Consider the following 22,888-nt stretch of genomic DNA (forward strand, 5'->3'; position numbering starts at 1 on the left):
GGAAAATCCTATTCCCGAACTTTTGTTAACGCTCCCGAACCTTTAAAAAGATTACAAAGAATCAATACGTTATACATAAGAAAAAATTGGATGGCGGAGAGAGAGGGATTCGAACCCTCGATATGGTTTCCCATATACACGCGTTCCAGGCGTGCGCCTTCAACCACTCGGCCACCTCTCCAGAAGTCTCGCACTATACCCAGAAAGAAATAACGTGCAAGCCTAAATTATACATTCAAAGTTCAAAAAACAAATTCATTTATTAAAGTAAGAGCTTATATCTGTTGAATAACAAGCACATCCTTTCTTTTTAAGAAAAAACTTTTTCCGTGGATAGGTTTGTATAATACAATAATGGGAATAAAAAGATTGTCACATCTATCTCATACGGTGTCTATGAATGGTATAAAATCTATTGAATAGCATCATCTTTCCTTAAATAAAAAGTACAAGCCAAGTACCATCACGCTATTCATCCCCTAATGTTGCAACATCCCTTGCTATGTGAGAGAATGCATAAAAGGCATTTATTCTTTCTTAAAGTGTTTTTATCCACACGTTACTCCTCCCTGTAACGTATAAAAGAATAATGTTTTATAGCACTAACGATCTGATTACTCTGCAAAATGAACTAGCTCGTTCCCCTTAATGTTCTTTATCACCTTATATCCTTGCTTAGAGCACGTACAGCTCGTGCAGTTTCACATTGTAATGCTTTTTGTGCTAAAATTTTCATATCTTCAAAACTATGAGTCTGCAAACACGCCTTTACTGGAGAAATATCGCAAGATATCATAGAAAGCTCATTAATTCCCAACCCAGTCAAAATCATTGAACCAAAAGGATCTCCAGCCATACCACCACATACGCTAACCCAACACTTATGTTGTGAAGCTCCCTGAATAGTCTGATAAATCATACGCAAAACTGCTGGATCAAGGCTATCAGCTTCAGACACAAGGTACGGGTTTTGCCGATCAACAGCCATTGTATACTGTGTTAGGTCATTGGTTCCAATTGAGAAAAAATCAACATGGGCGCTCAACACATCTGCCATAATGGCGGCTGCTGGAACTTCGATCATAATACCAAGTTTTAATTTTGGTGCATCAATATCATTGCGGATTTCTTCTGCAATCTTTTTTATAGTAACAATCTCTGAAACAGACATTACCATCGGAAACACAATCCATAGATCTCCGCCTTCTTTTGCTGCTCGATACAAAGCACGTAATTGAGGCACCAAAAGATCACGTCGACGTAACAAAAGCCGCGTCCCTCGAACACCTAAAAAAGGATTGTCCTCTTTAGATAAATGTAAATGCGTAACCTGTTTATCCCCACCAATATCGAGTGCACGAATAATTAATGGCTTATCTCCTACAGCTGTAATCATCTCCCGATATATATTAAATTGTAGCTCTTCATCCGGAATATGAGGATTCTCTAAAAACAAAAATTCCGTGCGCATGAGTCCAACACCTTCAGCCCCCAAATCAAGCGCAACAGGAACCTGATTTGCGTAGTTGACATTAGCCATGATACGAATTCTTTGACCATCTGTTGTTTGCGCTGGTAATCTACACGCACTTATTTCACTGACACGTTTTTGCACAATAGTATCAATATGCCTTTGAGCATCTTCAACGTCTTCAAGCGTAGGATCAAGGTAAATAAACCCGTTATCGCCATCAATAATAGCCTGAATATCAGACTGTATCGCTAAAATATCACCACCTGCAGCAACAACCATTGGAATACCAAGAGTACGCGCCAAAATAGCTGTATGAGATAATGGACCTCCCCATGCTGTTGCTAATCCTTTTACCTTTGTACAATCAAGTTGTGCTACATCAGAAGGAGAAAGGTCATTTGTAACTAGAATTACACCATGTGGAATATCATTTAAAAAGAACGATCTATAGGATGGATTGATTTCACCTAAAACACGTCGACCAACATCAACTAAATTAACAGCACGTGCTGCTAACAAAGGATTATCTACCTTAAAAAACATATCTGAAAATTGACGAACCGCTCTATCCCAAGACCAAGCGACACCATGACCTTCTGCTATAAAACGACAAGCTTGAGCTATTAAATTTTCATCTTCAAGCAAAACCATTTGCGCAGAAAAAATCGCAGCAGAATCTGCTCCCATACGCACTGTAATATCAGAAATCACAGATGCCATTTTATGTTTTGTTTTTGTAAGAGCATTTTCAAGACATGCCGCACCAGCTGCAAAATCAATTGGCTGGTCTATTATGGAAATATCATTTTGCCTTAAAACAAAAATCTTACCAAATGCTAATCCTGAACTTGCTCCAACACCAGAAATGCCTTTTTGCATAGAGCGTGGATACCAACCATGAAAAGCCTTTGTTTGAGATTCCATTGCTCTCATCAGGCATTTTTCACTAATACTCACTTTTTTTGCAATAGCAATGGCATCATTGAGAAGTTGTGCTCCTTCTGCAGCATCTGTAGAAAAAATCAGAACATCACCGTTTTTTGCTCCTAATTGCAATAAACCAACCAAATTTTTCATTTCAACGGCATATTGACCATGACGAACTCTGATAGAATTTTGAGCCTTTTTCGCAAAATCAACCCAAAGAGAAGCTGGTCGTGCATGAAGACCACTTGGATAATCTAAAGTCCATTCCTGACACACCGAAAGGTCACCAATAAAAGTTTTTTCTATCTTCATATCTTGATCAAACAAAGTTGTAACAATTTGCTGTTTGTTCATAGTTGTTGCAAGTACTTCAAGCTGTTTTTTATCAAATAAAAGAGACGTCAATTTTTTACAAATTTCTCTATAGCGATCTGGACACGCTGCAATAGCAATAACCAAATGTGCTTTCTTGCCATCCTGCCACTCAACACCAGCAGGAACCTGTATAACAGCAACAGCGTCCTTGATAATTAAATCACGATTTTCAGCCATACCATGGGGAATGGCTATACCGTTTCCAAGCCAAGTATTGGTTTTTTCTTCACATGCGAGCATGCTTGCCAGATAACACTTATCAACCGCACCAACCTGCACAAGCAATTCAGCAGCAGCATAAATTGCATCATTTTTATGATCAAAAGTAGCTGCAAGTTGTACAGATCTTATAGACAAGATTTCACTCTCGATAAAATCTACATTCATTGCTTCTGCTTTCTCACATCTTATCATGAATTCAAATTGCCTCACATTTGAACACCAATATCTCTGATAAATTCCTTTTCAAAGCTGCATTTCCCAAAATACAAGCTATAAATACCACCACAGCTCTCTTTATATTTTACGAAATGTAGCTAAGTGAGGTGCTTAAATACCTCAATATAACCGATAATACAATTGGATATTATCATCTAGCGAGGTGCTTAAAAGCATCATAAGCAAGTCTGCCTCTTACTCTTTTACTTTACAAAGACAAAACCCCGATTTTTACAGCACCAATCACCTAAAAAACTATGTTTTAAAAACGCTCTCATTATCCCAAGTTATTCAACATAACTTTTCATTATTCTCCCTAAAAGAAAGCATCCTTCCCAATCATCTGTAACTTCAGTTAATATTTTAACTGATTCCTCAAAGTTTATTTAACCTATTATCCCTCTTTATAAATTCATTACATAATTATAAATTGCTCCATGCAACTTATCATCTTTAAAATTCCGTGCAGCTCATCCTATGATGCTAACTTATTGATATATAACATCTATGTATTTTAAGATACTCCTTTACTTCAATCAATATCGCAAACACACAATATTCTCTGTCGCATATTTGCAAAGTACGAGCATCACCCAAGCACCATCATCAACTACTAAAATCAAGAAAAACGCTACAAATAAGATAAATAAAGTAAAAAATGAAAAGCAGTTATTGCCTTAACCCTAGCTCTTATGCTTGTTTATTTTCAAAAATGTACAATACAATAATAATGAAATCAGAAAAAATATTCTTGAAGAGCGCTGATTGCACATTGGTTATTTTTATATCTTTAAACAGCGTCCTCCTTAAAAATATAATTTCACTCTCGATTTACCGAAAACTCCTTAATGCACGTCACTTTCAAAGTAGTTTTGACTGCCATCTTATGGATTTTTTATCCCTATATCCTTTTAAATGAATAGCCCCACCTATCCACACCACCACCTAAAAACAGTATGACAACTCATCAATACTACAATGCCAATAAAAAGATCCATCTTTATCAAAATGATTACATAAATAATGCTTTCATTAAATTTCTCATAATTTCCTGAAAACAAACTGCTTCTCTTATAAAGAAATTACTAAACACTTCTTCATGCATAAAAAGAAAGTCTCTCCTTACTATTATTATACAGAAATTTATCAACAAATTCTATCATAATATCAATACGTTCAGTACTAAATACTAACATAATACCGCACAAGTTCCTCCCCTCATTGAGAAAAGTCATTTCCCCAATTCCACCTTTTTCGTACATCTTCTACATTTATTATAGTACCAAAACAAAAAGGGAAAGATGAAATTCTATCTTTCCCTTTTAATACTTATAAAACCACAACTACAATTCAATGGAATCCCGTTGATTGCTAGAGAGTGTTACAGATTACTCTGCTGCCTCCACCATAGGAATGACTGAAACATAGGAACGATCACCCGCTTTGCGTTGAAAAGAAACCTTTCCATTTGATAATGCAAAAAGCGTATGGTCTTTTCCAATGCCGACATTGTTGCCAGGATGCCAACGTGTACCACGCTGGCGAATAATAATATTTCCAGCAATAACGGTCTCACCACCAAATTTTTTAACGCCTAGACGTTTCGATTCTGAATCGCGACCATTACGCGAGGAACCACCAGCTTTTTTATGTGCCATAGACGCTCTCCTTTAATCTTTCTTACTCTTTGATGCTACAGACGCTTTCTTCTGTGACGCAGTCTTTTTTTCAGCTGTTTTTTTAGCCGTCTTCTCAACAGAAGCAGTATCTTTTGTTTCTTTTGGTGCAGTTGCCTCTTCTTTTATCGGCTTTGCAGCTGCTTTTTTAGTTTTTGAACCACCCATTAAAATTTCTAAAACACGAAGCTTCGTAAATTCTTGACGATGACCACGCGTGCGTTTAGAATTTTGACGACGGCGCTTCTTAAATGCGATAACCTTGCGCCCACGTGCCTGTTCTACAATCTCAGCTGTCACCAATGCATCAGCAACGACAGGGGTACCAATAACCGCATTACCTTCTTGCCCAACCATCAATATGTCATTGAATTCAACAACATCACCCGCATTTCCACTAACTTTTTCAACTTTCACCACTTGATTAGCAACAATGCGGTATTGCTTACCACCAGTTTTAATGACTGCGAACATTTTTTATCCTTCCGTTCACTCCAGCTCTTATTTAATTTCTGCCTTGAAATAAGGGAAAATAGGCTGCTTTTTATCAGTCGTAATAGATTTTAAAGAAGGATAAAACCTTCTTCAACACAAATATGCGCAGATTTCCCCACGCTCATGTTCCGTATATATGAAGGAATTTCTATTCTCTGTCAATAAAGTCCCATAAAAAAGAAAAAAAGGTTGTACCAAAAACAATTGAAGGTTATCTACCCCTTATACACTCAAATAGTGCCGATTTTTGTTTCACTTTATTATGGAGAGATGGCTGAGTGGTTGAAAGCACCGCACTCGAAATGCGGCATAGGGGCAACTCTATCGGGGGTTCAAATCCCTCTCTCTCCGCCAAAGTTTATAAAGCGATATTATTAAAATGTCTTTAATCGTAGCTTGCCGGTGGATTCTGTATATTTTTACCTAGTGTAGTTTGTCAGCAGGTTTTGTACCAATCCATTTTTCAAAAGGTCTTCAAGACTCTTCAAAGGTCTTTATCATTTTTGCATAAATTCTCATTTTTACAATTTTTTCACTTTTTGGTTTTCTGTTACATAAATATAGTTCAGATAATAAGAGAACGCATAGTAAAATCAAAGAATTGTCTCATATTTCTCTCTCATTCTACTTTTGCTTAGTTAGTACAAAATCTGCTGTCAAATTATATTTATTTTGCACGTCTTTCTTGAATATGTGCTAGCAACCCTAATGTTGAACTATCGCGATTATCCGCTTGACTTTCTCCACGAAGAATTGGTAGTAACTCATTTGCTAATTCTTTACCAAGTTCAACCCCCCATTGATCAAATGAATTAATATTCATTAAAATCCCTTCAACAAAAATACGATGTTCATAAAGCGCAATAAGACGACCGAGTGAAAAAGGTGTTAATAAATCTTGAACCAACGTAATGCTGGGACGGTTTCCTTTAAAACTTCTATGAAGTGCTAAATGATCTGCTTCACCCTCATCAACTCCATTTTTTATCAAGATATGCCGAGCATCTTCAATACTACGCCCTTTCATCAATGCTTTTGATTGTGCTAAACCGTTTGCTAGCAACATCTCATACATAGAATGTAAATTTTGCTCATGCCCTTTTATAAATAAAATAAATTCTACAGGAATAATATCTGTTCCTTGATGCAGAAGCTGAAAAAAAGCATGTTGACTATTTGTTCCTGAATCCCCCCAAACAATCGGACCACTTGAAAAACTTAATGGTTTTCCATCCAGCGAGACTTGCTTACCATTTGATTCCATATCAAGCTGTTGTAAATAAGCTGGAAAATGTATTAAACGCTGTGCATAAGGAATGATAGAACGTGATGAATAACCACAAATAACACGATGCCAGAATCCTAAAAGAGCAAAACGAATAGGAATATTTTTATGCAAAGGCATAGTTTTAAAATGTTGGTCCATTTGCAATGCACCGTTGAGAAATTGGCGAAAATTTTCACCACCTATTGCAAACATAACAACAAGTCCAATGGCTGACCAAATTGAATAACGCCCTCCAACCCAATTCCAAAATTTAAAAACTCTTGTGGAATCTATACCAAATTCTGCCACTTTATCAAGCGCACTTGAAACAGCAACAAAATGCGTACCAACGGCTTCTTCTCCTAAATGTGAACAGATCCACTGACGTGCAACTTGAGCATTTACCATTGTTTCAGCCGTTGTAAAAGTTTTAGAAGCAATGACAAACAGCGTTGTTGCTGGATTCAAAATAGAGAGAGTATCAGAAATATGGGCACTGTCAGCATTAGAAACAAAATGACACTGTGGACCATCATGATAAGGTTTTAAAGCATATGTAACCATTTCAGGACCAAGATCAGAACCACCAATACCAATATTGACAATATCACTTATTCTCTCGCCGCTGTTTCCCTTATAGCTGCCATCACGTACCTTTTCAGAAAATCTTTCCATATCTTCAAGGACGTCTTGAATATCGCGAATAAGATTATGACCATCCAACATGAAAATTTCATCAGCAGGTAAACGTAACGCAATATGAAGAACTGAGCGTTTTTCAGTTGTATTAATCGCCTTACCAGAAAACATTGCATCACGCCGGCCTAACACATCTGCTGCGACAGCTAAATCATCTAGAAGTTGCAATGTTTTAAATGTCACACCACATTTTGAAAAATCAAAAAGAAGATCATCAAGTCTGAGGGAAAAATGGGAAAAACGCTGTTCATCTTCTACAAAATGTCGACGAATATCATAGACCCCATCCTTTGCGGCATGGTTTCTTAAAGCTTTTAATGTGGCTTCAAAAGCCTTTTCATTTCGAATCGAAAAGCTATCTCCCATAAGCTTATCCTATACGATTATTGATAATGAAATCTATGCCCAAACCATAACAAAGCAGAAAGCGTCTCCTTTATTGCTCGCTATTTTCACTGCTCACATAAAAATGAAGGAATATACAAAATAAAAGGATAAGATCCGAAAATGATATTTTTACAGGAATAAACTTTCAAACCTTTTCTATCAGATACATCATTTAACTTGATTGAGTTCTTTTGTTAAGCGTAAATCTTCTTCTGCTTTTGGTCTTATAAAACGCCCCAAAAAAAGATAAACAACCGGTGTGACATAAAGCGTAAAAATAGTTGCTAAACCTAAGCCACCAACGATAACCCAACCTAAAGCTATACGAGCTTCTGCGCCAGCACCTTTGGCTAAAACCAAAGGAATACCTCCTAAAATGGCACAAATCATTGTCATACAAACTGGACGAAGTCGAATATTTGCTGCTTCTTCTACGGCTTCACGCACGCTTCTTCCCTGATCTCGTAATTGATCTGCAAATTCAACAATGAGAATACCATTTTTTGCCATAACGCCAATTAACAAAATTAGTCCAATTTGGCTGTAAATATTAAGACTCACACCACTTAATAGCATAGCAATTACAGCACAACCAATCCCTAATGGGACCGTAGCCATGATAATGAATCCTGAAATAAAGCTTTCAAACTGGGCAGCCAAAATCAATAAAATAATCAAAAAAGCAATGCCAAAAACAATCATAAAATTGGAAGATGTTTCATTAAGCGTTTCAGCTTCTCCTAAGGGAACCACGTAGATTCCTTTTGATAACAAAGGAGAAGCAATTTTCTGTACAGTTTGATAAGCTTCCCCTAAAGCGATACCTGGAGCAAGATTTGCGCTTAAAATAACAGCGCTCATGCGTTTTTCCCGTTTTAATTGGGGAGCGATAGCTTTTTCATGTAAATGCGCAATAACCGATAAAGGAACATATCGATTGTCTTTAGTCTTTAAGAAAATATTTTCTAAATCACTGGGACTCTTCATAGAATTTTTACGCGATATCAATTTAACATCGTAAGAATGATCATCCACGTTAATGGAACCAATCTTTTTACCATCCAACATTGCTTGTAATGTATCGCCCAAATTGGTGATATCAATCCCTAAATCGGAGGCTTTTTTTCGATTGATTTCAATAAAAAATTGTGGTTGTGTTGCATCAACAGTAAGACGTGGTCGAATAAAACGCGGATCATCTTGTAAAGCACTCACCAGCTTATCAGCAATGGGTTGTAGTGTTGCATAATCGTTGCCAAGAATTGCAAATTGTAATCCTTGCCCAGTTCCTCTCACACCTAGAGAATTTCCCTCCGCAGCAAACACAAAAACTGCGGGAAACTGTCTAACCTTTGCATTAACATCCTTCACAATTTCTTGCTGACTACGTGAACGTTCATCCCAAGATGAAAGCAATAAAACCAAAAAAGCAGTATTGGGTGAACCACCAATACCCGCAATAGAGTAACTGTTAGCAATCTCCCCTGCATCACGTAATGGCTGTAGACTTGCTTCAATTTGCTCTACCTGTTCGTTCAAATATTGTGTTGAAATACCTTGTGGTCCATTAATAACCAAAAAGATAAGAGCTCTGTCTTCTGCTGGAGTTAATTCCTGTTTCAGCTTCATATAGCCTCCGACACAAAGACCCGCAAAAATAAGTGAAGCAAAAATAACAGACCAAGGCTTTTCTAAACACTGATGCAAACTGTAAGTATATGCCTTATGAAGAAAAGTACCTAATTTATATAAAAAAGTAAAATGATGGGACTTTTCTTCTTTCTCCTCAATATGTTCTTTGAGAAAACGTGAAGCCAACATGGGACAAAGCGTTAAGGCAACAATTGAAGAAAGCAAAATAGAAATTGCCAAAACAAAACCAAATTCTCTAAAAAGCGCTCCAACTTGCCCAGGAAGAAAGGAAATAGGAACAAATACAGCCACTAAAGTCAATGTTGTTGCGACAACAGCAAAAAAAACTTCACGTGTTCCTAACACCGCTGCAGCTCTGGAACCTAACCCCATATTGCGCCATCGAACAATATTTTCCAGAACAACAATGGCATCATCCACAACAAGCCCTGTTGCTAAAACAAGTCCTAAAAATGTGAGAATATTTAATGAAAATCCCACAAGATAAATAGCTGCAATGGTACCAATTAAGGCAACAGGAAGAGATAAAGCAGGTATCAGTGTTACACGAATGTCTCTGAGAAAAAGAAAAATGACTAAAATAACGCTCAAAATAGCAATGACCAACGCAACCTCAACCTCATGAAGGGCACTTTTAATAAAAATTGCATCGTCATTAATAACGTCTATATGTACAGAAGAAGGAACAATACTTTTGAGATTATCAACAACGGCTCTTACACCTTGAGAAATATTAAGCGTGTTGGATTGTGCTTTCCGCACGATACCTAATCCAATACCTGTCTTTCCATTGATACGAAGAATAACCGTTTCTATATCCGGCGATAAAGTAACATGCGCAACATCGCCAAGATGCACATGAGGCTTTAAAACAACTTGTTCAAAAGATTCTGGTGTTGTTAGACGTGCAGTGGCACGGACAACTAAAGTTTGCTTAGAATTGCGTAATGATCCTACTGGCACATCCGTTGTCATATCAGCAAGAACACGTGAAATATCTGCTACAGTTAATCCATAACTTGCAAGTTTTGCTTGATCTATATCAATCTGAAAAATCTTTGTGCGAGCACTATCAACCTGTACATCACCAACACCATCAACAGCAGAAATTGCATCAACAATCTGATCATTTACAATCGTTGTTAAATCATCAATACTCATTGTTGGTGACGTCACAACCAAATACATCATGGCAGCAGCATTCGAATCTGCTTTAATGATCAGAGGGGTATCTGCATTTTTTGGTAAAGAATAAGCAATACGAGACAGAGCATCACGAATATCAGATGCCGCTACATTCAAATCAACACCGACATTAAAATTAATCTGCACACGAGAGCGTCCAAAAGAAGATGTTGAAGAAATTGTCTTAACACCTGAAACACGAGAAACAGCATCTTCTATAACTTTTGTTACTTCACGATCAATGGTTTCTGCTGACGCACCAGAAAACATCGTCACAATCGTTGTTACTGGAGTATCAACATCGGGTAATTCTCTTACATCAACATTCAACCATGCTGCAAATCCTGCAATGATGATCATAGCATTTAAAACAAAAGTAAAAACCGGTCTGCGAATAAATAAGGCAATGAGACCACCTTGCTCCACCTTTGACATAGGCTGTTTTGTGCTCAATTCTTGGCTCATTGTATATCCGTTCCATAAACCGCTGATAATTGCTGTTGGTGGGACTTTGGATCATCAATAGTTACTTTACTTCCTGGATAAAGCATTTGCACCCCTTGAATGACAACTTGATCACCCTTTTCTAGGGAAGCTTTCACGAAAACCTGATCCGCTTTATGCTGAATAATTGATACGGGAATAGACTCTACTTTTCCTTCTCTCACACGCCAAACGAATGACCCTTTACTATTCCATTGAACCGCAAGAGGATTAACGACAGGAAAAGAACCACCATGAAATTGCAATACAACAGAAAAGGACATACCAGACATGAGCGTATCTTTTTCATTATTGATTTCAACCTGAGCATGAAGCGTGCGACTTTCTGGATCAACAATATTATCAATCGCATAAATATGACCAACAAAAGATTTATCTGGCTGCGCAGTTAATGTTGCCGTTACCTCATCTCCTTTATGGATGCGCGACACATATCGTTCAGGGGCCCATATATCGACCAAAATACGTTCTCTATTCTCAATACGCCCTATTACGGTATTAAGGGTCACGTTATTCCCCACATCAACGGGCAAAATACCAACAACTCCAGGAATCGGTGCACGAATTGTTCGCCGATCGAGATCTAATTCAGCATTACGCAACACTAAATTTGCGTTATCCAACTCTAAACGTGCTGTAATTTCTTGAACTTCCGTTGCTGTATTGCTGGCGCGTAATTTAAGAATGCGCGAAAGCGTTAATGCATTATTATCACGTTGTACTTTTGCTTTTGCAGCCGCTATTTCCTCTTTTTTAGAATCAAGCTTTGCAATCACATCATCGACTTGTACTTTTGTACCAGCTGATACAAAAAGCTTATCAATAACACCTGAGGATAAAGGGGTAAGATCGACTTCTGCAAGAGCTTTTCCACTCCCAAGAACGTTAAGTTGTTCATAAAAATCTTGAACTTTTACAAGATCAACGACAACATTCGCCGGTGGTCTTCCCATTTTTTCCTTTGAAGCTTTATACGATACTCTTGTTTTATCCACCATAGAAATGGGTTGTTCTGCACTCTTTTTTCCAGCCCAATAAGTAACCGTTAAAACGACGATTAAAAACACCAACGGAAAGCTCTTTTTTAATAACGCCATACATCCACCCTTGCTGTGTCATGTTCATCTGAAATAGTTTTCAACAGTAATATCGGTGTTTTACACAAAAACCAAACAGCGGGTGTATATATATCTTACCCCCCACCGCAAAAAACACATCTCATCTTTGCTTGACTATCTTTCATAGATTAAAACGTCAAGTTAACTATCGTTCATATTGCTTTGTACAGTCACAACAAAAAATGATTATATCAAAACCAACTGAAACCATAATATATTATATCCTTTTTTAAAATATCTCATAAAAAAGAGAGTTTTTTTTATTACTATCCAAGTTTCACTTGCATTTCTTTAATGAAACGATTAGGAACCCTTTGTCATAGATAATGTAAAAAACTGAAATGTATGCACCCGTAGCTCAGCTGGATAGAGCACCAGACTACGAATCTGGGGGTCAGGAGTTCGAATCTCTTCGGGTGCGCCATCTATCAATAATATCTTCTTATAAATTCAGGCTCTTTAAATTCTTTATTTTGTGATTTATTTTTGCCTATCTTTGTTTTTTGTATTTTGTTACTTCATTCTGTTGTGAGTCGTTTCTTTAGCCATTTTGCTAGAATAAGATGTTATGAGTCCTTCAATTCAGCTCCAAGGTGCTTTTATTAGCTAATAATCATAACGATTGCATAAGCAGCGTGTGTTGTTTTCTTTTTTCGATCTATGCGCTTGTTTTTAGTCTCTTCCGGATTATACTCTTTAATCAGTTAGATAATTTTTTGCGTGCTTATTTCTAATTTTTCCATAACTAGATGTTTCTGGATATTTTATTCCTAGCAATCCCATCTTAATAGGGACTTCAGATGTGCCGCCATAAAACACTTATGGTATCCATTAATATCATTAGCATTTTGTTGCAAACCAAAGCTTCTTTTCGAGATATTTTTAATTGAATTAAACATATTTTTACTGCTTAAAAGCAAAGAAACTCTTTTTCCTAAAAAACAATGAAACTCTTCTCGTGCTTCTTTAGCATTATCTCTTGCATAGCATATCATCGACTTCTATGATATCCTAACACTTTCTGTTCTCTATGAATTCTTCTAATTAATCCATGGGGTACAGATCTCGAACATTAATAAAAGCTAAGTTTAAAGAATTTTTCCATGCCTAAAACAGATATTGAAATTGCTCGCACTGCTAAAAAGCAGCATATTATTGAAATTGCAAAAAAAATTGGTATCTCACATGAAAATCTCATTCCCTATGGCCATGATAAAGCTAAAATTTCTTCTGAATACATAAAATCGCTTGATAAAAATCCAGATGGTAAACTTATCCTCGTCACAGCTATCAATCCCACACCTGCCGGAGAAGGCAAAACAACAACAACAGTTGGACTAAGTGATGCTCTTAATCTTATTGGTAAAAAAACAATAGCTACCTTGAGAGAGCCGTCTTTGGGTCCCTGTTTTGGTGTAAAAGGTGGTGCTGCTGGTGGTGGTTATGCACAAGTCGTTCCAATGGATGACCTTAATTTACATTTTACCGGTGATTTTCATGCTATTACAGCTGCTCATAATCTTCTTGCCGCAATGATAGATAATCATCTTTATTGGGGAAATACTCTAAACATTGATCCACGTCGCATTGTTTGGAAACGCGTTCTTGATATGAATGACCGTGCATTGCGCGATATTGTTATTTCATTAGGGGGCATAACAAATGGTTTTCCACGCCAAACAGGTTTTGATATTACTGTTGCGTCAGAAATTATGGCACTTCTTTGTCTCTCTGAAAATTTAGAAAACCTTACACAAAGACTCAAAAAAATTATTGTTGCTTATCGTTATGATAAAACGCCCATCACCGTTTCTGATCTCAATGCAGAAGGTGCAATGGCAGTTCTTCTCAAAGATGCTATACAACCCAACCTCGTACAGACAATTGAAAATAACCCTGTTCTCGTTCATGGAGGACCTTTTGCCAACATTGCTCATGGTTGCAATTCAGTTATAGCAACAAAAACTGCTTTAAAACTTGCTGATTATGTTGTCACAGAAGCAGGGTTTGGAGCAGATCTTGGAGCAGAAAAGTTCTTCAATATCAAATGTAGGCAAGCAGGTATTGTACCAAATGCTACAGTAATCGTCGCAACTATTCGTGCATTAAAAATGAATGGTGGTGTAGATAAAAATAACCTGACAGAAGAAAATATCACCGCTTTAGAAAAAGGAACAGCCAATCTTTTACGACATATAAAGAATATGGAGCACTACGGTATTCCTTGTGTTGTGGCTATCAATCATTTTGACAGCGATAGCGATGCTGAAATAAAAACATTACAAAAAATAGTTGCAACAACTGGACACAAAGCTATTATCTGTAAGCATTGGGAACAAGGTGGAAAAGGCGCTATAGAACTTGCACAAGAACTCGTTACCTTGATTGAAGAAAAACATTCTCATTTTAAAGTTTTATATCAAGATAATATTCCACTCGTTCAAAAAATTAATTGTATTATAACAAAGCTATACGGTGGGCGTGGCGCCATCATCCCAGCCCCTATTCTCAAACAACTTGAATCTTGGGAAAAAGAAGGTTTTGGTGCCTACCCTATTTGTATGGCAAAAACACCTTATTCTTTTTCTTCTGATCCCAAGCAATATGGTGCTCCTGTTGATTTTGAAATTCCCGTACGTGAAGTTCGTCTCTCCGCAGGAGCTGGCTTTATTGTTGTCATTTGTGGAGATGTTATGACCATGCCGGGACTACCCCATTATCCCACGGCTGAAAAAATTCATCTTGACGAAAATGATCAAATACAAGGACTTTCATAAATTTATAACCGTAAATTCTATCATTCATTATAAAAAGCGTTTTATTGCAAAAAGAATAGAATTTTAAAAAGCGATATAGACAAATGTCTTATTTATATGATATAGGTGCTTGTCCTTTTGGATATGCCTTTAAAAGGATGTAGGTTTTTCCTATCATTTATGACACTGAAAAAAGCAGGATAGATAGTGCAAGTACTCGTTCGTGATAATAATGTTGACCAAGCGCTCCGTGCGTTGAAAAAAAAGATGCAGCGTGAAGGTATCTTCCGTGAAATGAAAATGCGTAGTTATTATGAAAAGCCATCTGAGAAGCGTGCTCGTGAAAAAGCTGAGGCTATTCGTCGTACACGTAAGCTTGCTCGTAAGCGTGCGCAAAGAGAAGGTTTTGTTAGTAACGGACGAACTGTTGCGGTAAAGTAATATACTTTATGTAATTGCATAAGTAGTAGATAATAAGCTTCCAGAAAATTTTATCTTCATAGGCGATTGCAATAAATTGCTTGTGTACGGTTTTTTGTGTACAATGTTATCTAATATGTTAGTTATCTGAAAATAATAAGGTTTCTGTCATAGGGGTGTTTTTTTCACTCTTATATTTCAAAAAACAGATAACAAACTACGCTTTAGATATTTAAGCGACTTATTCTTATGTGAATTGAGTGTAAGGTGTTTTATTATCACTTTTCGCTATAATTTTTCTCCTTCCGGATATCTCTTAAATAACTGTTTCTTTATGTACAAATTTCATGATGATTTTCTTTTTTTGTCATTAAATATTCTACATCTTTCGAACATCCTAGATCAGATTGCAAAACAAAAATAACTATCGCAATATGCGATTGTGTATAAAAATATGATATCAAATGCATAATCCTCTTTCCCTTCAGTTATGTAACAAAACGATATAATTCCATAACTTTTATATCTCTTGACTCTGTCTCTCTAAACGATGACGAATTTCAACCACGGCACTACAGATTCTTTTTTCTTGATAAATTTCTTCTATTCATCACTTATGTAATGCCCCCCATAAGTGTATTGAATAAGCTCCTCTATTTCATTCAACTTTCTTCTATACTGAGTTAGAGAAAAAGAAAATTGACAATAAACAGAGAAAACACTGTATTTTAATATGGATGAATGAATGTACCTTTTATTACCATTTTTGATGGAAATATTTTTACAATTTAAATAACGAGTTAAAGTTTTTAACGCATTGATTTATCGTTATAAGTAATCGTTTTTCATATTAAGTAATAATTCTGAATAACGTGAAGTTTCTCAACACCTTCTTATATTGAATAAATCAAGATTATTTTCTTGTACATCATAAGCAGGGTTAGTATGCAAATAGAATAAAAGCTATTTAAGAAAAAAATAAAAATGCTTCTTATGAACGCCATAAATAATAAGAACTGCATAACATTGAGAGCTGGTAAATGGTATGATGGATCCAGCTTATCTGCCATACGGATAAGCATTATCATGACATAAGATTATAGTATAGCAAATTTTATAAAATGGATTATCACGAAAAAATGTCTTGTTAAAATCAGCCCTTCATATATCAATCTACTCCATAATTTTGCTCATATTTTTAAGCTTAAATGTTTTATTCATCGTATTATTTTGTCCATTCAAAACTTCTTTTCAAGCCACATGATAACCCCTTTACTGAACAGCTCTTTGTTCATAATATGCATACATGTACTTTTACTTCGAGAAACAAACTCAGAAAAGAGATGCAATACTTTAGCCCTAATTTCCTGTACAAAAAATGCTATGCTCCCAGTATACTTTACTGTTTTATCACGCGTACAGCTACATAAAAGTCCAGTGTTTATTTATATTTATCCCCTCATAAACAAGATAAGCACTAAAAAATACAAACTTTTGTTTTCCTTATTTTGCTATTCTCGTAACAATTTTTTCATTGTTTAGATCTCTTTAACGAGCGATATGTCATAATTTTTATCAGTTTCTAGTCTTATCTTTCAGATTTTAAATTTCCAATATATGACGAAATAAAGGAGTTCAGTGTGCAAAATTCTCGTTGGTTTCGCGTTTCAATACTCGCATCATGTATCTTAATAGCAACAGTCATTGTATTGGGTTCACCTCATTTGTTGCACGCACAAACATTTAATCAAAATTTAGGGCCCAGCGGTTTACCACTTCCGCGATTTGCTTCGATTAAACCCACCAGCGTTAATGTACGCGTCGGACCAGGAAGCAACTATTCTATCATTTTTACCTACAAAAAGAAGGGCTTGCCTATTGAAATCATTCAAGAATATGATCAATGGCGCAAAATTCGTGATGCAGAAGGCGATGAGGGGTGGGTGTATCAATCGCTTTTATCGGGAAAGCGAACTGCTATAACTATTCCATGGCAAAAAGATAAAACAAAAAGGCTGATGCTACGAAAAAACCCCACCGACAACGCAGAACTTGTGGCGGAAGTAGAACCTAATGTCATTGGTAATATCCGCCAATGTGATGGACAATGGTGCGAACTAAACATTAATAATACGCGCGGATGGCTTCAGCAACCCCAGTTATGGGGAATCTATCCTGATGAAAAAGTAAAAGGTTGGTGAATACTCAAACTTATCAAGTTTAACTTTTATTCCTCATTGAATATCCTCACTGCCTATCACAAGATTGATTTTTGGGTTTCAATCGTACGATCAAATCAACATGTGAAACTTCCATACCTTCTGGTGGCTTAGGCAAATTTCTAATAATGGGAGCTTCTTCCAAATTGTAAGGAATATCAAGAATACGATTTTCGCCTTCTATATAAAAATGGTAGTGATCAGAGGTATTGGTATCAAACCAAGTTTTTGAGCCTTCTACGGCAATAATCCGTAACAATCCCGCTTCCGTAAATTGATGAAGCGTATTATAAACCGTTGCTAAAGATACAGGTACACCTGCCCTCCCCGCTTCCTCATAGAGCTCTTCAGCAGTAATATGACGATTTCCTTGAGAAAAAATCATATGTGCAAGCTCCAACCGCTGACGTGTTGGACGCAGACCATTTTGACGCAAACGTTTTTCTAACATAGAAATGGAATAATATTGCACAATTTTTCCACACTCTTTTGTGAATTTTCCACACTCTTTTGTGAACTGTTGTTCTTCATTCATATCTAAGTCGTCTGCACTTACTGACATATTACAAACCCAAATATATTCCTGCTAAATAAGATCAAAATACAAAAAAATGGGAATAGTATGGTGTAATCTTGTATTCCATTTTTAAATAATTACCTGTGTAGAATACATAAAAAAGGGCTTTTGTCATTAAAAATGATATAAAATCATTTCCCTCTCTTTGAAATTTGCTCTAAAAGTAGGTTGGGAAAAGCGCAGAAATAAAGATATATGCAAATAAATGGAGTAACAATGGCTGAACAAAAGTCTCGCTACACTTATGAAGAGCTTCTAAGCTGCGCTCGCGGCGAAATGTTTGGTAGAGGTAATGCGCAATTGCCAGCACCGCCAATGTTGATGATTCATCGAATCACTCAAATTAGTGAAACTGATGGTAAATACGATAAAGGAATGGTTCGCGCCGAATTTGACATTACACCAGACCTGTGGTTCTTTAATTGTCACTTTATAGGCGATCCCGTCATGCCGGGATGTCTCGGACTAGACGGTATGTGGCAATTAACAGGCTTTTTTCTTGGTTGGCTAGGCGAACCAGGAAAAGGAAGAGCGATATCAACAGGTGAAGTAAAGTTATCAGGGATGGTAACTCCACAAACCAAAATTCTTGAATATGAAATAGATTTTAAGCGTATTCGACGTGGAAATTTAGTCTTAGGAATAGCTGATGGGTGGCTAAAAGCAGATGGAGAGACTATTTATAAGGCGAATGATTTACGCGTTGCTTTATTCAAAGAAGATTGAACGTTATTTCCGTCAGAAAGAACTTTTCACTATTCTGTATGGAACGAGGAGGTATGAATGCGTCGAGTTGTTGTAACCGGAATGGGAATTGTCTCCGCGATTGGAAATGGACCTGAAGCTGTTTTAACCAGTTTACGTGAAGCAAAATCCGGAATTTCTTACGCGCCTCAATATGCCGAATTAGGCTTTCGTAGCAGAGTTTACGGCAAACCCGATATTAATATAGAAGAACTCGTAGATCGACGTGCTCTACGTTTTCATGGGCGTGGAACAGCATGGAATCACATCGCTATGGATCAGGCAATTGCTGATGCGGGTCTAGAACCGCATGAAGTATCGAATGAACACACGGGTATTATTATGGGTTCTGGAGGTGCTTCAACTCAGTCAATCGTTGAGGCTGCTGATATTACACGCCAAAAAGGTCCAAAACGCATCGGTCCTTTTGTTGTGCCTAAAGTGATGAGTTCTACGGCATCCGCAACACTTGCAACTTTTTTTAAAATTAAAGGCGTAAACTATTCAATCTCTTCCGCGTGTGCTACATCCAATCATTGTATCGGCAATGCTTATGAAACAATACAATATGGAAAACAAGATCGCATTTTTGCTGGTGGTTGCGAAGATCTGGATTGGACATTATCTGTTTTATTCGATGCTATGGGTGCTATGTCCAGCAGATATAATGATGTACCAGAAAAAGCTTCGCGTGCTTATGACACTAATCGTGATGGATTTGTTATTGCTGGTGGCGCTGGCGTTTTGGTTCTTGAAGAACTAGAAGTCGCTAAAGCACGTGGTGCAAAAATCTATGGAGAAATTGTTGGTTATGGCGCTACATCCGATGGACACGATATGGTCTCTCCATCAGGTGAGGGAGCAGAGCGGTGCATGCGCATGGCACTTGCGACCGTCAAAAATAAGATTGATTATATCAATCCCCATGCAACAGCAACACCTGTTGGTGATCCCCCTGAAATAGAAGCGATCCGCCGTATCTTCGGAGCAGGTGATCAATGCCCACCAATTTCCGCCACAAAATCTCTGACTGGTCATTCCTTGGGTGCAGCTGGTGTTCAGGAAGCAATCTACACACTGTTAATGATGAAGCATAATTTTATTTGTGAAAGTGCTCATATTGAAGAACTTGATCCAGCTTTTGCCGATATGCCAATTGTTCGTAAACGACGCGATCATCAACAACTTAATACCGTATTGTCAAATACTTTTGGCTTTGGCGGTACCAATGCAACGCTTGTTTTCCAACGCTATGAATAAACAAAAGTTCTTAGTAATTGAAAAAAGTACGGTCTACGGAGAATAATATGAAAGGTTTGATGGAGGGCAAACGTGGCCTTATTATGGGAATTGCAAATGACCATTCAATTGCTTGGGGCATTGCCTGTCAGCTCGCACAAGCAGGAGCTGAATTAGCATTGACTTATCAAGGAAATGCTTTTGGAAAACGTGTTCAACCTCTAGCAGATAAACTTGGCTGCAAATTAGTGCTAGAGTGTGATGTTGAAAATATTGAAAATATTGACTACGTCTTTGGGCAACTTGAAAAAGAATGGAAAACAATTGATTTTATTGTCCATGCCATTGGTTTTTCAGATAAAACTCAGCTAAAAGGGCGTTACGTTGATGTTACAACACGTGAAAACTTTCAACGCACGATGGTTATTTCAGCGTATTCCTTTACTGAAATTGCCCAACGCGCGGGTAAGCTTATGCCCAATGGAGGAACACTTTTAACTCTTACCTATGGTGCTTCACAGCAAGTTGTGCCTAATTATAACATCATGGGTGTTGCTAAAGCAGCTTTAGAAGCTATGGTACGTTATTTAGCAGCAGACTTTGGTCCTCAAAATATCCGTGTCAATGCGATTTCCGCTGGTCCTGTTAGAACTTTAGCAGGTAATGGCATTGCAGCTGCACGTGCAATATTTTCACATCAACGCCGTAATGCCCCATTACGTCGTACCGTAAATATTCATGAAATTGGAAAATCTGCTCTTTATCTACTCTCTGACTTATCATCAGGTGTTACAGGTGAAATCCATTATGTTGATTCAGGCTATAACATCATGTCTATGCCAATACTTGAAGAACTGAAAAAAAGTGACGATACTCAAGAAGAATAAAAATTATCGCACTTAGAAAATATGACGTAAGGCACGTGTGCAGGTCTTTATAAGAATAAGTATAATACAAAACCAGATGCCTTGTTTTGCAAAGTATTTTATAAAAATCCGAATATTTCTTCAATCCATGGTTGAAAAATTTTGTATTTTATGACGTTATTTACCTTACTAAAGCATACGCTTTTGCTGTTGCTTACAAATCAATCCTCAGCCCTCATGCCATCGCAGTTTGAAACAGAGATTAGAGGATTATTAAAATCCTTAGCTTCAGCTTTTGTATACCAGATTGAAAAAAATATTGCCTACCGTTTTATTTATTCTTGAAACGCAAAGACAATCTAATTTAGGAAGAATATGAAGGCGTAAAGAAATCAATCATTAATCTTACTATTATTCTTTAATGAGGCTTTACAGTTTTAAAAGCATCCACATCAATATTTTTTTAATAATGGAGATTACGCTTTACCTCACACCTTTATTTTTCTCGTTCTTTAATGAAAGCATTTCTCTGATATATCAGGTAAAACAGAACGCTCAAAAACACTACGGCTGTTGCTCCTTCATGCATTTTTTTAAAAGATATCCCTCAATACACGCAATTCCATTTCACAATGGTATCTGTAGAACAGATAAAATCCCCGTGAAGTACATAAATCCTTTTTTCTCCACCATTTTAATGTCTATACAAATGACAAACCGACACTATCATTTTACTTGCCATGTTCTAATGTTGAAACACCCCTTGATACTTGAGATGATTCATTAGAAGTATTTTTAATAATTTTTATCCACATACTAACCCGCTTGTGACAAGCAAACACATATTTTTAATTAATTCAATACAAAAATAAAATGAATTATTCATATAAATCAATTTTTTATCTTTATAATCACATTATTTTTTCAGTTTAAATGACAGCCATAAACAAGTACAATAACATTTTTTCAATTTTAGATTTTCAAATTTATAATTCCAAAAGTCATTTCTTGCATATAAAAAAAGAATTGTCATGTGAGAAAATAAAGGCGTAAACATCTCTACTGAACAGCCTCAAGTGCCAAGAGCTGTCTCAACATTGGGGGCTGGTAGGATGTGTGATGATGCTCGGCTTCCTCCTTCATAAACGTAAAGATGAGGATGTGCACAATGGCTTTATCGTTACACTATTCACGGTCACCGTCGCGAATTGAGCTTGGGAGTTTTAAGAGAGGTCTCTTTAAAACAAGCGCGTGAATATACAACAGCAATAGTGTTTTGTTTTGGGCGTTCTATTTTACCTGACACATCAAGGTGTGAGGTAATCTCCATTATTTAAAAGATATGCTTTAGATAGCGTAAAACTGAATTTAAAAATGATGGTAGAGATGGGAACTGGTTTTTATCTTTAAAATTTCATCTTCTTCCCAAATTAGATTGTCTTCTTGTTTTAACGAATTACACAAACAGAAACACACAATATCCCTGCCTCTATCGAGATATAAACGCTGTTACACGCAGCAAATAATATTGAAAATTGGATAATAGCAATGATATTTTTAGCTTATACGTTACATAAAAAAAATGCTTCCACCTAATGAGTCTTGTATTATTCTGTTTGCAAATATCATTGTGAGATGAATTTAAGAGAAAATCAAAATATCTTGTTCATTACATTACATAAACATGTGTAAGTGGAAACGATAATTTATTTTCAAAGAGATAGCTCTTAGACAAAAGCCAAAACTTTTATATTTCAGCCATGTTTCATAAATAATCGAATGATATGAATCTATAATTTGCTAGAATATGACTGTCTTATACAACCATCAATACAATCTATTTTATATGTCTTCATAGCATGTTTCTAT

General features: G+C 36.6%; 14 protein-coding genes and 3 tRNA genes. 9 read left to right on the forward strand and 8 right to left on the reverse strand.

Annotation, left to right across the window (positions count from 1 at the left end):
* Positions 1-91 precede the first annotated feature (91 nt).
* From ACFIK8_RS00005 to rplU, 4 genes are all read right to left on the reverse strand, one after another.
* A tRNA-Ser gene (locus ACFIK8_RS00005) sits at positions 92-181 on the reverse strand.
* A 477-nt stretch (positions 182-658) separates the two neighbouring features.
* A complete protein-coding gene (gene ptsP, locus ACFIK8_RS00010; RefSeq protein WP_375635450.1) occupies positions 659-3,190 on the reverse strand; it encodes a phosphoenolpyruvate--protein phosphotransferase in 2,532 nt (843 codons plus the stop codon).
* A gap of 1,412 nt (positions 3,191-4,602) precedes the next feature.
* A complete protein-coding gene (rpmA, locus tag ACFIK8_RS00015) occupies positions 4,603-4,872 on the reverse strand; it encodes a 50S ribosomal protein L27 (RefSeq protein WP_273787451.1) in 270 nt (89 codons plus the stop codon).
* 12 nt (positions 4,873-4,884) lie between these two features.
* Entirely contained in the window at positions 4,885-5,364 is a 480-nt protein-coding gene (gene rplU, locus ACFIK8_RS00020; protein ID WP_375635449.1) for a 50S ribosomal protein L21, read from the reverse strand.
* Between the two features lie 285 nt (positions 5,365-5,649).
* On the opposite strand from rplU, the gene ACFIK8_RS00025 reads away from it, so the two are divergent.
* Positions 5,650-5,739, forward strand: a tRNA-Ser gene (locus tag ACFIK8_RS00025).
* 313 nt (positions 5,740-6,052) lie between these two features.
* Here ACFIK8_RS00025 and pgi read toward each other — a convergent pair.
* The 3 genes from pgi to ACFIK8_RS00040 form a co-directional block, all read right to left on the reverse strand.
* Positions 6,053-7,717: a glucose-6-phosphate isomerase gene (pgi, locus tag ACFIK8_RS00030; RefSeq protein ID WP_375644403.1), complete on the reverse strand. Its 1,665-nt coding sequence runs from the start codon at positions 7,715-7,717 to the stop codon at positions 6,053-6,055.
* 189 nt (positions 7,718-7,906) lie between these two features.
* Positions 7,907-11,041 carry an efflux RND transporter permease subunit gene (locus ACFIK8_RS00035; RefSeq protein WP_375635447.1) on the reverse strand — a complete coding sequence of 1,045 codons (3,135 nt, stop codon included), beginning with the start codon at positions 11,039-11,041 and terminating at the stop codon, positions 7,907-7,909.
* Complete coding sequence (locus tag ACFIK8_RS00040; RefSeq protein ID WP_375652597.1) at positions 11,038-12,177, reverse strand: efflux RND transporter periplasmic adaptor subunit; 1,140 nt, start codon at positions 12,175-12,177, stop codon at positions 11,038-11,040. Before ACFIK8_RS00040 ends, ACFIK8_RS00035 begins: the two co-directional genes overlap by 4 nt.
* A gap of 368 nt (positions 12,178-12,545) precedes the next feature.
* Between ACFIK8_RS00040 and ACFIK8_RS00045 the strand changes: the two genes are divergently transcribed.
* The 4 genes from ACFIK8_RS00045 (at position 12,546) to ACFIK8_RS00060 (ending at position 17,575) form a co-directional block, all read left to right on the forward strand.
* A tRNA-Arg gene (locus ACFIK8_RS00045) sits at positions 12,546-12,622 on the forward strand.
* Positions 12,623-13,301: 679 nt separating this feature from the next.
* A complete protein-coding gene (locus tag ACFIK8_RS00050) occupies positions 13,302-14,975 on the forward strand; it encodes a formate--tetrahydrofolate ligase (RefSeq protein WP_375635445.1) in 1,674 nt (557 codons plus the stop codon).
* Positions 14,976-15,161: 186 nt separating this feature from the next.
* Positions 15,162-15,395 (forward strand): 30S ribosomal protein S21, encoded by a 234-nt coding sequence (gene rpsU / locus ACFIK8_RS00055; protein WP_012754552.1) that lies wholly within the window; start codon positions 15,162-15,164, stop codon positions 15,393-15,395.
* Positions 15,396-17,014: 1,619 nt separating this feature from the next.
* The gene (locus ACFIK8_RS00060) at positions 17,015-17,575 is read left to right on the forward strand and encodes an SH3 domain-containing protein (RefSeq protein ID WP_026500127.1); all 561 of its coding nucleotides are present in this window, start codon (positions 17,015-17,017) and stop codon (positions 17,573-17,575) included.
* Positions 17,576-17,621: 46 nt separating this feature from the next.
* On the opposite strand, the gene irrA is transcribed toward ACFIK8_RS00060, so the two are convergent.
* Positions 17,622-18,155, reverse strand: a complete 534-nt coding sequence (irrA, locus tag ACFIK8_RS00065) for an iron response transcriptional regulator IrrA (RefSeq protein WP_375635444.1) — start codon at positions 18,153-18,155, stop codon at positions 17,622-17,624.
* Between the two features lie 231 nt (positions 18,156-18,386).
* Between irrA and fabA the strand changes: the two genes are divergently transcribed.
* The 4 genes from fabA to ACFIK8_RS00085 all read left to right on the forward strand — a co-directional run bounded on the left by fabA (position 18,387) and on the right by ACFIK8_RS00085 (position 22,356).
* Positions 18,387-18,896 (forward strand): 3-hydroxyacyl-[acyl-carrier-protein] dehydratase FabA, encoded by a 510-nt coding sequence (gene fabA / locus ACFIK8_RS00070; RefSeq protein WP_012754549.1) that lies wholly within the window; start codon positions 18,387-18,389, stop codon positions 18,894-18,896.
* Positions 18,897-18,953: 57 nt separating this feature from the next.
* Positions 18,954-20,174: a beta-ketoacyl-ACP synthase I gene (fabB, locus tag ACFIK8_RS00075; RefSeq protein WP_375635443.1), complete on the forward strand. Its 1,221-nt coding sequence runs from the start codon at positions 18,954-18,956 to the stop codon at positions 20,172-20,174.
* Positions 20,175-20,221: 47 nt separating this feature from the next.
* A complete protein-coding gene (gene fabI, locus ACFIK8_RS00080) occupies positions 20,222-21,040 on the forward strand; it encodes an enoyl-ACP reductase FabI (RefSeq protein WP_375635442.1) in 819 nt (272 codons plus the stop codon).
* A 1,166-nt stretch (positions 21,041-22,206) separates the two neighbouring features.
* Positions 22,207-22,356: a hypothetical protein gene (locus ACFIK8_RS00085; RefSeq protein ID WP_375635472.1), complete on the forward strand. Its 150-nt coding sequence runs from the start codon at positions 22,207-22,209 to the stop codon at positions 22,354-22,356.
* Positions 22,357-22,888 lie beyond the last annotated feature (532 nt).

It is taken from the genome of Bartonella sp. MR168JLCBS (genome assembly GCF_042194175.1).